Origin of the sequence: Pseudoalteromonas sp. CO348, assembly GCF_004208845.1 — a bacterium.
In the GTDB taxonomy this organism is placed as follows: Bacteria; Pseudomonadota; Gammaproteobacteria; order Enterobacterales; family Alteromonadaceae; genus Pseudoalteromonas; species Pseudoalteromonas maricaloris.
On the sequence record NZ_SGPI01000024.1, the window covers coordinates 137326 to 149429 of the forward strand.

The window sequence follows — 12104 nt, forward strand, 5'->3', positions numbered from 1 at the left end:
TAGATGTTAACAGTGCGCTCAAGCCTGCGCTTGCCTCGTTTAAAACAATTTTGGTTTACTCCACTTTATCTGATGTGGACAGCCCCCGCATGGGCGGCGGTTTATTCAATGGATTTTCCCGTTCGGCTGAATAATGCCGAGGTGGGGCAAGTTTCTGCCTCTGTAGATGGATACGATTTAAAATCGGTTTCAGCCATGCAGCTGAAGGAAAACCTACAATCCGTATTAAGTAAAGACGTACTCGATTGGCTCTCAAGTCTTGAGGAGCACGAGGTCACCCTAGATATGTTACAAGCAAAGGGAATTACGCTTGATCTCAAGGCACAAGATCTCACTATAGACATGTCGCTAGCAGAAGCGGCCATGGCTACAGACACGCTTTCTTATGGCAGAAAGAAATACTTTGAACAACCAACACAAGAAGCGCGTTGGGCTTTACTGAATAATCTCAACTTAAACCATGAGCGTAGTGACAATAATCAAAGCTACCACTCACAATTCGAATGGCTTATAAATGCCAATGTTGGCGGTAGCAACGGCATAAATATGCACAGTTCGGTTTTTTGGGAAAGCGGCAGCACCGAGCAAAGTCACGTCTACCGTGGTGATACGGCTGTATTTTACGATCAGCCCGAAAAACCGAGACGATTCACATTAGGCGATACCCAAAGCAGTAACAATGGCCATTTATCGGGTGCTCCACTTGCAGGCTTCAAAGTCGCAAGCGCCTATTCAAAGCTGCAACCCCAACGTAAGATCACCCCAGGTAACAGCCAACAGTTTATGTTACCCCGCCCTGCAACACTTGAGATATTTATTAATGAGTTTTTGATTTCTAGAGTACGCCTCAAAGCGGGGCGCTATGACCTCAATGACTTACCACTGACTTCAGGCATAAATAATATTCACGTTGTTGCGACATATGCCAACGGTGAAACCCAGCACTTCCATTTTACTAGCCACTATAACTCTCGGCTATTAGCTCAAGGTGTGAGTGACTACTCGCTAGCAGTTGGTTTTTTATCGGTAGTAGATGATGGTCGTTATCATTATGACGACGACGCGCTGCTTTCTGGTAGTTACGAATATGGCGTTACCGATAAACTCTCACTTGGAGTTAATGGCGCGGCCCATCCACAAGGGCAAGTATTTGGCTCAATCACCACATTCAGTAGCCCTTTGGGAAATGTATCGCTGCGTTACTCGCAAAGTAAAACGTCTGATATTTCCGGCAATGCTTTCTCAATAGAAACAGAGCATAGTATTTTTGGTCATGGTAATTATGGCTCGCCCAACTTACGTTTGGGTTATGAAATCATGGAAGACTTTAGCAACTCGCCTTGGCTTGAAGAAGTCACGCTCAGCAATATCAAGAGAGCTTTTGCTGACTACAGCTATATTATCAACGACCACATAGACTTTACGCTCAACGCAACGCGGCAAGTAAATAATGAAGATTTGGTCACTAAAAACCTTTCTGCTGAGCTTAATTTTCGCTACGAAGGGGCCAGGGTAAGAGTTGGATATAACCATAATGTCAGTGACGATCCTCGTGTCGTCTCCGAAAATCAATTCGTGCTTAACTTTACGTGGAACCATTACAACCGCCAAGACAACGTCCGCACGAGAGCTCAATATAACAACCGTAGTAAAGTCGCCAGCGTAAGCTATGCCAAAACAAACAATAACTACGTCAATGACTATGGCTATGAATTACGGGCGGAAAAAGGCAGTGGGTATAGGCAAGAACAGCTAAAAGCCAGCCATACTAACGCATTTTTTAGAGCTGATATGACCGCAAGTAATTACACTCGCTCGCAATTTACGAGTGACAGCTCCGCCAGTGTTAACTTATCGTCAAGTATAGGTTTTGCTGATGGTCACTTTGGTATGGGCGCCACCACTACCACTCCTTTTGCTGTAGTTACTAAGCATAAAACATTAAAAAATAACGACGTATTAGTTAACGTCGACCGCTTTGGCCGTGCACAAAACCAACCAACGCAACACATTGGCGCATTAATTGACTTGGGCACTGGCTACACCAACTATCAATTTAATATTGATGTACCCAACGCCCCTCTGGGTTATGATTGGGGTCCCGGCACTTATAAATTAGTCGGTGGCGCCAATACAGGGCACCATATTCAAGTAGGTTCGGACCTGTCTTATACCGTGATAGGTACAGTAGTCGACGAACAAGGCACACCTATTGCACTGGGAAGAGGACAAGTAATAAGGCAATCTAATGCTGGCGACAGTGACAACGCTCCAATCAATCGCACCTTTTTTACCAACCGAGTAGGTCGATTTGTTGTAGAAGGTATCAGTACAGGTAGCTACCTAATCGAAATTAACGACATCGTCGGACAATTTACCGTGAATGATGGCGAAAAACGATTTATCAAAATTGGCACCATCACGCTTGAGCAAGCACAATCACAGGGAGATCCAAACAAATGAAGTTCGCACTATTTTTGCTGCTTGCACTCAGCTATTTGATCTCGCCTGTTGCATTGGCCAAGCGCAACAAATGTGATGGCAATTTTTTGGCGACCTCTAACTCAGCCGAGATAAAAGAAGAGTATGGCAATCAAGTAACTGTATATTTACCGCTAAAAATACAAGTCTCAGATTCGCTACTAGATTGTGCCGATGAAATCTGGGTTGAAGATACATATTATTATTCGTTTGTCTTCTCGGGCCCGACTGAAGATAAATACGCTAGACTGCTGGACTCTCAATACAAACGTATTAACGTTAAAAACGGTATCGCCAAAGCAACCTTAACTAGCCGCTCTACACAAATGTGGATGCGCTTAAGGCACTATAGTTTGTTCCCTGCAGGTTATTACTATGGTGCGGTGAAAGTGTCTATTGTAAGGCGCAACAAGGTCATCGCAGAGCAATATCTGGAGATGACCTATTACGCCGAGCCACAAATCGCCATCTCGCTCGATAACTCAAGCAAAGGTAAAGTGTCGGGCGATGATGGTCACTACCTCATAGACTTAGGCGAACTAAAAACGAATATGCGCTTTTACTGGGGTATAAAAATATTGAGTAATAGCTCATACGATATCGTCCTAGACTCTGAATATAACGGCTTGCGTCATGAAACCAACAAACGAGCCCTTATTGATTACGCAATTAGTTTCGATAACGTCAAAATATCGTCATCAGAACGTTTAACGCGAAGCTATAATTTCTATCCCGGCGTCAGAGATTCGTGGTTTGGCTTTGAATTTCAGCTAGGTAATATCGAGCTTATGCCCGCAGGCTACTATCGCGACAATTTATCACTCACTGTCTACCCAAGATAACAACCTGAATTATAAGAACAAAAAAACAAAACAATAAAAAATGAAATAAACTTTAAAAACATTGGCACACCAATTGCTTTTAGTTTGGAATAACTAGGTATTCAACCTAACACAAATTATAAAGCAGTACTTTATTCAAGGGGATGCGCCATGAACACATTACTTAAATCACTATTTGTTGCCTCAGCAATCACGTCAATGACTGCGGCAGCTGCTGTAGTAGAAACAACAGGAAATGAAGCAAGCTTCACCTTTGAAGGTACTATTGAAGCCATGTGTAAAACTGATAGTGGCTCAAACAGCGTAACTAACTTAAATCTAGATTCTACTCAAGAAACTCAAGAAATTGGTACGCTAGACGTATGGTGTAACACAGGTGAAAATGCAACAACTGAATATAGCTCTGCTAACGGCGGCTTCTTAGTTGCTGATAACGGCAAAAACAGCAAAATTGCTTACACGCTAGATATTGGCAGCACTTCAGGTGTTGACTTACAAAGCGGTACTTATAAGCATCTAGCTACACTGGCAGGCACAGGCAATGCAGGTGAAACGCAAGCAACTACTTTAAAGATCACACCACAGTCAAATGGCTTAAACGATGCAGGTACATACTCTGATACCATTACAGTAACGGTTAGCCCTAACTAACAAAATAACGAGGCAATGAGCGTTTGACAAAAGCACTCGTTGCCCTCCCCCAAATAAAGTAAATGGCCGGGCAAGTAATTATACATCCCGGCGATTACTTTATAGCGCTAAGATAATGTTCTACTCTCCCCCAAATCTACAGATAAAATATCCCGCAGCCCGTGGCATTTCACTTGCAAATTGAGACATAACTGCTGTACTTTATTTGAGGGGGAAGAAGTCATGAACACCATACAAAAATCACTTTTTGCAGTTTTAGCAAGCGTACCTATGTTTGTGCATGCTGCAGTTATTGATACAACGGCTTCTGAAAGTAAATTCTCTTTTGAAGGCACTATAGACCCCACTTGCAAAACAATTAGCACTGAAAACAACACCACGGGACTAAACCTAGACGCATCCCAAACAACCCAGCAGATTGGCGTATTAGAGGTTTGGTGCAATACTGGCGAAAATGCAACCACTTCTTATAGCTCTGCCAATGGCGGATTTTTAGTTTCCGATAACGGTCAAGGCAGCAAACTGGCTTACACCCTAAATATTGGTGATAGCGAAGGGATAGATCTGCAAAATGGTGTATATCAGCACACCAATGCAACAGCTGCAGGTACCGGTAGTAGTGGTGAAACCAAAGCGACGCCGTTGAATATCACCCCGCTTTCCAACGGCCTAAATGCCGCAGGTACTTACTCAGATGTCATCACAGTAACGGTAAGTTCAAACTAGCTACAAGATCAGAAAGCACCTTTGGCTTTTCTAAATAACCTGAGGTTTGGATAAGGAATGTTCCAACTCATTGTTTCTTAAGAACAACTTAGTTTTTTCCTTTTCTAGCCAGAGAGTTTTAGGGAAAACACCGCTTCCGCGTCCTGCTCTCGCTAAGGTACCTACATCCTGTAGGCAAGGCGAATTTACGCACCAATAGCTGGCTATTGGAAGTGAATTCAACGCAGTTAGCGCTAAAACAGGCTGCTAGAAAGGCATTAATTATCCGCAGCTCAGGTTAAATAGGCAAAGCTCCCCCTTTCTCCATCGACTCACTTAACCCAGCCGATTCCATATTGCGTTATTTTCAAGTAAGCTGCTAAGGCTCCTTATAAATCTCAAAAAAGAGGAAAGTACGTTGGATAAGAGAATTGAACCTGAGCTTCCCAGTATTACGCCAGATTTAGATCAGGTTGAAGCCTATAAAAACTCCACCACCCAAGCGAGCCGTAAAACCTCAGCACCAAAAGAAAGTACCAAACAAACAAGCCAGCCCGCCAAAGGTATGGGGATGATGAATTGGTTGGGTGCAATCTCGATTATTGCGTTGGCCGCTGCGGCGTTTGCGCTCTACCAGCAAAACTTAACAACCCAAGCACAATTACTCGAATCAACAAAGCGCATTGCCGAGCTTGAGCATACCCTCACTGCCACAGATGAAGAGATGGACTTGTCCGCGGGTGCAATGCAAGCAAAATTGAACACACTAACCGAGCGCACAGACGAGCTTTGGTCACAGATGGATAAACTATGGGCGTCAGCGTGGCGAAGAAACCAATCAGACATCAAAAAGCTCGAAGAGCAAGCCAGTAATAACGCTAAAAACCAGACCAGTACGACTACCAAAGTAGAAACGCTATCGCAGAGTCAAACGGAGCTTGCTTTAAAACTATCGCTATTAGAAGAACAACAGCAAGCCGCTAGTGTGCTAAAAAATCAAATTGCAGCCATTAATGGCGATGTTGATCAGTTAAAGTCTCAAGCGCAAAGCAGAGACTCTAAACAGATAGAGATCGGCGCAAGCCTTACCCAAATAGAGATGACACAAACCGCACTGGCAGAAAAACTAGAGCGTTTGGAGCGTAAATTGGCCGCAGCTCCCACAACTCAAACGCAACCAAAAGCGAATTAATCCGCCATTATCAATGGTTACGTTAGTAATATGAGTTGGCTGCGAACTCGCGCAACCAACTCAGCTTTTATTCTTTTGGACACTCATAAAGTCCCTCGCCAGTTCACAAAATATAACGTAAAATATCCTATTACATTCCTGTATTTATTCGCGCGTAAGCTTTACGCTTAAATCAATACACATTATCTACTCAGGCATACTGTTTTGCCGATTGAGTATTTCTTGCTTGAAGGCAACTATGAAAAAGACATTTGAACTAATTCACCCTAAAATCAAACTTGAAAGACGCGTTGACGCGGTTAAGCATGAGCTTAAAAAATACCTAAAGCGCGAGCGCAACAAAACTTTGCCAGCGGGTGCTGATTATTGGGATTTTGATTGTAAGTTTGGTAACACAGAAGCTGAAGCCGAGCCGGTGCACCTATCACAACTAAACAAGTTGATTGATAAAACGCAAACTGAAAACCTCACTTCCTTTTATGTTGAGATTTTAGCAAAGCCAGGCTATAGAAAATCAAACGATTTATCTGACGATGAGTTAGAGGACTACTAAGCCCAACTTCTATAGGTCGAGCTTTAGCTCGACAACATCGGCCCCCTAAAAACACGGATCCCTCAACCCAGCAAAAGCGTAGGTCGAGCTTTAGCTCGACAACATCTACTCTCCCCCAACAATACCAACTGGCACAAAATCACGCGCATGATACAATCGCTCGTCGAATTTTTGGTGGCACTACTGCCGGTATAGTGAGAATTAAAAAGTATGAGCGAGTCATTTGTAGCAATCGGATTGGTAAACCCTAAATCACCAACCAACGTGGGTGGCGTATTACGGGCCGCAGGTTGTTATGATGCGCAAGCCATCTACTTTAGTGGCAATCGTTATGCAAGGGCTGCAAAGTATCATACGGATACAAAAAACGTTGCCGACAACATTCCCATCAAACAAGTTGATGATTTTATCAGTTTAAAAGTAGCTGGCCGTGCGCTTGTCTGTGTGGAGCTGGTTGAGGGCGCAACTCCACTGCCACAGTTTGCTCACCCCGACAATGCGTTATACATTTTTGGTCCTGAAGATGGCAGCCTGCCACAAGAAATCGTGGATGCCGCCGATGCCGTGGTGTATGTACCAACCACAGGCTGCATGAACTTAGCCGCGACAGTCAACGTGTTGTTATACGACCGTATGGCAAAACGCTCAACTGGATTTGATGCTAGTCAGATACTCACCAGCCGTGATATCAATAACCGCCTCACGGTTGGATAAGTTTTTGCTGTGAACATCTTTTTATTTTTGACTAACCCGTTCTTTGACCGGGTAGTGATTTGCATTTTTTAAGCTTTGTAAGTCATCAAAACGCACACCATGCTGGGCCATAACCGGGCTTACTTTTTTACTTATCAACTGCCGAATATAAAACGGTTGATTCGGTACAAAGTGATGGATAGTGTGCGTACGGCCAAAATCAAAACAAAATAACTGAAATGGTAAAAACCAGCGACTGGTGATCACATGGGTCTGCTCTAATACGTTACTCACGCCACCATAATAATGCATTGAAGATGTAACAAGGTTTAAAGATGCTGAGCGGATCATATTAGGCACAATCAATACCACCATTAAAAATTCAGCAACTGCTAGCAACTCTGCTCCCCACCTAGGTAATTCAAACGGTTGCATAAATTGCAGCACGTAATAAGCAATCACACCATATAAAGTTGCAAAATAAGCCGTAGCAAGCGGAAAACCAGCATTAAAGACCTGCAAAAACTTAAAACCCTTGATTTCTCGACTAAACCGCTTGGCATTCAATAATAAACCTAACAACCCGTCTGTAACCACCACAGCTCGCAACCAAGGAGATTGGATACCATTACCCACCAAGCGCTCTTCTATGTCTTGTTCAGTACCAGACACTTTGTGGTGATGTAAATGAATTTGCCTGCGATACCAAGGATTTACCGTATTTGGCCGCATCAGCCACACCGTCAACATCATAAAATGATATACGAACGGGCGATCACTAAAATACTGCTTGTGGATCAAATCGTGCTCAAGCTCATGAGAAATAGAGGCGATAAAAGCCGCCAAGATAATACACAGCCATGCAGGAATAACAGCAAAATAGTAAAGCGAGGCAACACCAAATAGCGCACTTAACGACAACAGCAAAATCACCATAGCAATACCGTTTTGCTGATTTAAAATAGGATAACGCGTTCGAAGCGTTCTCTCTTCAGCTTGGATCGCAGTCACTATCGCTTTTATATTCTGCCTCGCAGTTAATATTGGCATTGGTCCCTTTACTCACTTTTTGATATCAAAATCATAGCGCAATCTTGTATTGTAGTAGCAGCGGCTTTATGCCGCGACAGTTTTTAAAACAGCGACACAACGCGACATCCAAGCTCCGCGCCTCTACTGATTATCATCCATCTTATATTCCCGTAGCAGCGGCTTTACGCCACGACAGTTTTTCAAACATCGATACAAAGCAATACCTAAACTCTACACTTCTATTGATTATCGTCCATCTCATATTGTCGTAGCAGCGGCTTTACGCCGCGACCGCTTTTCAAACATCAATACAAAGCAATACCTAAACTCCGAGTTTCTATTGATTATCGTCCATCTTATATTCCCGTAGCAGCGGCTTTACGCCGCGACAGCTTTAAAACAGCAACGCAACGAAACACCTAAACTCCGAGTTTCTATTGATTATCGTCCATCTCGTATTGCTTCAAGATAGCCAACATATTCTCTGGAATTGGCGATTTTTTCCCTGTTTTCATATTAAACATCACCACATTCGCATAACCGGTTGTGCATACTGCTTGTTGTGATTCACTAAACGCCTCATAGCGCATGGTAAAGCGGTCTTCTTTGATATCGGTAATATATGAGCCAATATACAAGGTATCTGGAAACGTAACTGGTCGCTTGTATTGCGCGTAAGTATCACGCAAAACCGGACTATGGGTAGGTTCTGATAATACAGAAAGCAAGCCCGTTTGAGTCAAAAAATCGATTCGCGCGGTTTCAAAATAACGAAAATATGACACGTTATTCACATGCCCCAACGCATCCATTTCTCCCCATACCACATTCACTTTGGTGGTGATTGCAAATTTTTCTAAAAATTCCTGCATGATATTGCCTTTAATTTTGTTTATTGAACTTGAGAGTAACAACTCATCGTACCAGCAACAAGATTAACGAGATGATTTAAAGACAACTTGTCAAAACAAAGAAAGCAAAGCCAGCATTTCGCAGTGCAACCATACGCCCAGTAGGTCGCCATTTATGGCGACAAATAATGCTTCAGCTCCTTTTGATCTCGACAAAGCGGCAGATATAAGCACACGGAAAAAGCTGGGTTTTATAGCTTTGCTCTTGCATTGTGCCCTACGTAGGTCGCCATTTATGGCGACAAATAATGCTTCAACTCCCTTTGTTTTCAGCGTAGCTTTAGATGCAAACACAATTCAAGCGCAATCCCTATCATTCTATCTCACAAAAAATTGACGCCTTTTATGGGATCAACACCTAAGACAAATCACCAATGATTTTTCTCAATATTTTCAATACATAAGCAAACAGCGGAGTAATATTTACAAGCTTGGTTTAAAAAATGCATCTGAAATCAAAATCAGAATTAAACTTAAGCATGTCACCAATATGAACAACAGCACAAATACAGTTTATGTGTTGAGCGGTTACGCCAAATGCGCCATCACTCAGCAAGGGAAATACAAACCCGGCAACAAACACTCCATCGGCCTGCTAACCACAGACGAAAACTATGAAGATAACATCAGTAAACTCAAGACCTTTATTAAAGATTTAGGTTGGGAGTCCATTACGTTTTGCATGGTCGAAACCGTTAACGACATCAGCACCCTATCCAACGATGTTTTGGTATCCAGTTTTCTTAGAGCTCAGCAAAATGGCCAATCGTTAGTAGTAAACGATCTCCCTATTACCGTCCATTAAGGCGGTAAATGCACGCGTAGAAGCGGCTTCACGCCGCGATCTTTTGATGGTTGCCAGCGGCTACGAACAATTTGTAGCAGCGACTTTATGTCGCGACTTGTTTTTGAATCCAGCCTTCAACTGTACCTTTTGTCGCTTCGCCGGCGAGGCAAAACCAGAGAGGTACACTATTTGTCGTCATAAATGGCGACCTACGTAGAGATTTGGTGCGAAGTCGCAGTTATGCATCGTTATAAGAGATCGCGGCGTGAAGCAGCTCCCACAAACCAAGAAAATAGCCAAACACAAGTCTTCACCAAATCCACACCCACAAAAAAGCCGCCCTTTTTGCAAAGGGCGGCTTTTCAATATTTGCTAAGTCGCGCTCAAGCGCGACCTACAAACCCTTGGCTCATCTATTTTAACTAAACCGTGTAGGAGCGGCTTCACGCCGCGATCTTTAGATGCTTGCCAGCGGCTACGAACAGTTCGTAGCAGCGACTTTATGTCGCGACTTGTTTTTTGAGTCCAGCCTTCAACTTTACCTCATGTCGCCTTGCCGACGTTCAATAAGAGAGCTTAAATCATAAACAGCTATGCTCTTACTAACTCGCCAACAACGGTCAATCCCCTTAAAAACCCATTTCACAACCAGCGCCTATGCACTCAACACTATTGTCGTGTTCAAAGAATTCTAGGTCTTCACTTTTGCTTACATCAACTATTTTTAGTGAGTTATTTAGAAGGTTTAGCTCTATTAAACTTACCTGTTTGCGCAAGTCTATCTTTTTGAGTTTATTATTCGGCAAAAAAAGTATTTCAAGCTTGGAGTTAGCAGTTAAATCGATAGTGTTTAAGCGGTTGTTGCCAGCGTATAGTGCAGCTAGGTTCTTATTATGGCTTATGTCTAAAGAGCTAAATTGGTTCGCATCTAGATTTAGTTCGCTGAGCACCTTGAGCTTACTTAAATCTAGACTTTCTAACTGATTATTAGCAAGTTCAAGGTCACGAATACCACTCGGCATATTCACTTTTGTGAGCTTATTACCTGACAGGTTAAGTCGATACAGCTCGGGATTTACAAGCGTGAATTCGCCTGTCAGCTTGTTATCTTCTGCATCTAGCCATTCAAGCTCACTGTTATTACTTACATCGACTTTTGAGAGCTTATTACCACTAAGCATTACAGTCTTTAGTTTTGCGTTCTTACTAACATCAATACTGGTTAGGTTATTTTGGCTCAAATCAACCATAAAAAGTTGTGTGTTGTGACTTATGTCGATTTCTATCAGTTGATTTGGCTTTTTCTTAGCGGCAGGTCTGCTAGTGATGCCGCCAATTTCACCCACAATAAAGCTATCACCTTCATTACTTAAGATTAATTTTTTTAAGTTGCTAAAATGCCTAAGTCCTTTGGCCGAGGTAATTCCGTAGTCACGACAGCGTATTTCAGTCACCTCCCCTACTGTTTTATAGCCACTTTCTTGCAAACATTTTAAAAAGTTAGCGTCTGTAACCACGCTTTCTAATGCCGTATTATCATTAGCCGAAGCGACACTAACAATCCCAAGATTTAACACAAGTAAAGACACAAAAGCGACTTTAAAGCGTGAAAAATTCCTTTTTAACATCATTTCACCTTCAATTTTCAAAAGTATAATCAAGTGGTTGAGTCAGAGTTTTCACCACAAAAAATCAAAGAGTGCATAATACAGGTTATTTGAGGCCTGTACCTATAAAAATAAGCATTAGTTATGAATTAGAAACTTTAAATTACATTAAGGCAAAAGTGCACACACGCAACAAGGTCAAGGTATCGCCCACGACAACCAAATGACCAAGCTCTTCTATTTTAACTAAACCGTGTAGAAGCGGCTTCACGCCGCGATCTTTTGATAGTTGCCATTTAAGGCTACGAACAATTCGTAGCAGCGACTTTATGTCGCGACTTGTTTTTAAATCCAGCCTTCAACTGTACCTTTTGTCGCTTCGCCGGCAAGGCAATATCGGAGAGGCACATTATTTATCGCCATAAATGGCGACTTACGTAGAGATTTGGTGTGAAGTCACAGTTATTCGCCGCTATAAGGGATCGCGGCGTGAAGCCGCTTATATGGACTCCTCCAATTGTATAAGCCATTTTTAGCATTATTGGTGTGATTGCGTGCTTATATCCGGACTCTTGATGAGGTGCTACCTCGGCCTCTTTGATGTATTCGCGCCCTTGTGCCTTCTCTCCCACGCGGTATTTGTATACACC

General features: G+C 42.7%; 12 protein-coding genes. 8 read left to right on the plus strand and 4 right to left on the minus strand.

All coding sequences use genetic code 11. The features are described 5' to 3' along the window. Positions 1-3 precede the first annotated feature (3 nt). The 7 genes from EXT48_RS12795 to EXT48_RS12825 all read left to right on the plus strand — a co-directional run bounded on the left by EXT48_RS12795 (position 4) and on the right by EXT48_RS12825 (position 7138). Positions 4-2463 (plus strand): fimbria/pilus outer membrane usher protein, encoded by a 2460-nt coding sequence (locus EXT48_RS12795; RefSeq protein ID WP_130164685.1) that lies wholly within the window; start codon positions 4-6, stop codon positions 2461-2463. Further along, the gene (locus EXT48_RS12800; RefSeq protein WP_130164686.1) at positions 2460-3323 is read left to right on the plus strand and encodes a hypothetical protein; all 864 of its coding nucleotides are present in this window, start codon (positions 2460-2462) and stop codon (positions 3321-3323) included. The genes EXT48_RS12795 and EXT48_RS12800 overlap by 4 nt, the downstream gene beginning before the upstream one ends. 150 nt (positions 3324-3473) lie before the next feature. Next, positions 3474-3974 (plus strand): hypothetical protein, encoded by a 501-nt coding sequence (locus EXT48_RS12805; RefSeq protein WP_130164687.1) that lies wholly within the window; start codon positions 3474-3476, stop codon positions 3972-3974. Between the two features lie 222 nt (positions 3975-4196). Continuing rightward, the gene (locus EXT48_RS12810; protein WP_130164688.1) at positions 4197-4700 is read left to right on the plus strand and encodes a hypothetical protein; all 504 of its coding nucleotides are present in this window, start codon (positions 4197-4199) and stop codon (positions 4698-4700) included. Positions 4701-5097: 397 nt separating this feature from the next. Beyond that, positions 5098-5871, plus strand: a complete 774-nt coding sequence (locus EXT48_RS12815) for a hypothetical protein (RefSeq protein ID WP_130164689.1) — start codon at positions 5098-5100, stop codon at positions 5869-5871. Between the two features lie 238 nt (positions 5872-6109). Continuing rightward, on the plus strand, positions 6110-6424 hold the full coding sequence (locus tag EXT48_RS12820; RefSeq protein WP_010370561.1) for a DUF6172 family protein: 315 nt from the start codon (positions 6110-6112) through the stop codon (positions 6422-6424). A gap of 210 nt (positions 6425-6634) precedes the next feature. Next, positions 6635-7138: an RNA methyltransferase gene (locus EXT48_RS12825; RefSeq protein WP_045961974.1), complete on the plus strand. Its 504-nt coding sequence runs from the start codon at positions 6635-6637 to the stop codon at positions 7136-7138. Between the two features lie 21 nt (positions 7139-7159). Here the strand turns inward: EXT48_RS12825 and EXT48_RS12830 are convergent, their stop codons facing one another. Together EXT48_RS12830 and EXT48_RS12835 are read right to left on the minus strand one after the other, a co-directional pair. Beyond that, positions 7160-8167, minus strand: a complete 1008-nt coding sequence (locus tag EXT48_RS12830; RefSeq protein WP_130164690.1) for a fatty acid desaturase — start codon at positions 8165-8167, stop codon at positions 7160-7162. Between the two features lie 416 nt (positions 8168-8583). Next, the gene (locus EXT48_RS12835; RefSeq protein ID WP_039492017.1) at positions 8584-9021 is read right to left on the minus strand and encodes a thioesterase family protein; all 438 of its coding nucleotides are present in this window, start codon (positions 9019-9021) and stop codon (positions 8584-8586) included. 529 nt (positions 9022-9550) lie between these two features. Here EXT48_RS12835 and EXT48_RS12845 point away from each other — a divergent pair. Next, positions 9551-9865 (plus strand): hypothetical protein, encoded by a 315-nt coding sequence (locus EXT48_RS12845; protein WP_130164692.1) that lies wholly within the window; start codon positions 9551-9553, stop codon positions 9863-9865. A 611-nt stretch (positions 9866-10476) separates the two neighbouring features. Here EXT48_RS12845 and EXT48_RS12850 read toward each other — a convergent pair. Further along, on the minus strand, positions 10477-11475 hold the full coding sequence (locus EXT48_RS12850) for a leucine-rich repeat domain-containing protein (RefSeq protein ID WP_165384106.1): 999 nt from the start codon (positions 11473-11475) through the stop codon (positions 10477-10479). A 392-nt stretch (positions 11476-11867) separates the two neighbouring features. Further along, positions 11868-12104 (minus strand): hypothetical protein (locus EXT48_RS23805; RefSeq protein WP_205992078.1); only part of this gene is annotated, 237 nt, incomplete at its 5' end.

What these genes read in the sequence shown, in the direction of transcription:
- EXT48_RS12795 (WP_130164685.1), top strand. Translation starts at nt 4, where the DNA reads ATGTTAACAGTGCGCTCAAGCCTGCGCTTGCCTCGTTTAAAACAATTT.
- EXT48_RS12800 (WP_130164686.1), top strand. Translation starts at nt 2,460, where the DNA reads ATGAAGTTCGCACTATTTTTGCTGCTTGCACTCAGCTATTTGATCTCG.
- EXT48_RS12805 (WP_130164687.1), top strand. Translation starts at nt 3,474, where the DNA reads ATGAACACATTACTTAAATCACTATTTGTTGCCTCAGCAATCACGTCA.
- EXT48_RS12810 (WP_130164688.1), top strand. Translation starts at nt 4,197, where the DNA reads ATGAACACCATACAAAAATCACTTTTTGCAGTTTTAGCAAGCGTACCT.
- EXT48_RS12820 (WP_010370561.1), top strand. Translation starts at nt 6,110, where the DNA reads ATGAAAAAGACATTTGAACTAATTCACCCTAAAATCAAACTTGAAAGA.
- EXT48_RS12825 (WP_045961974.1), top strand. Translation starts at nt 6,635, where the DNA reads ATGAGCGAGTCATTTGTAGCAATCGGATTGGTAAACCCTAAATCACCA.
- EXT48_RS12830 (WP_130164690.1), bottom strand. Translation starts at nt 8,167, where the DNA reads ATGCCAATATTAACTGCGAGGCAGAATATAAAAGCGATAGTGACTGCG.
- EXT48_RS12835 (WP_039492017.1), bottom strand. Translation starts at nt 9,021, where the DNA reads ATGCAGGAATTTTTAGAAAAATTTGCAATCACCACCAAAGTGAATGTG.
- EXT48_RS12845 (WP_130164692.1), top strand. Translation starts at nt 9,551, where the DNA reads ATGAACAACAGCACAAATACAGTTTATGTGTTGAGCGGTTACGCCAAA.
- EXT48_RS12850 (WP_165384106.1), bottom strand. Translation starts at nt 11,475, where the DNA reads ATGTTAAAAAGGAATTTTTCACGCTTTAAAGTCGCTTTTGTGTCTTTA.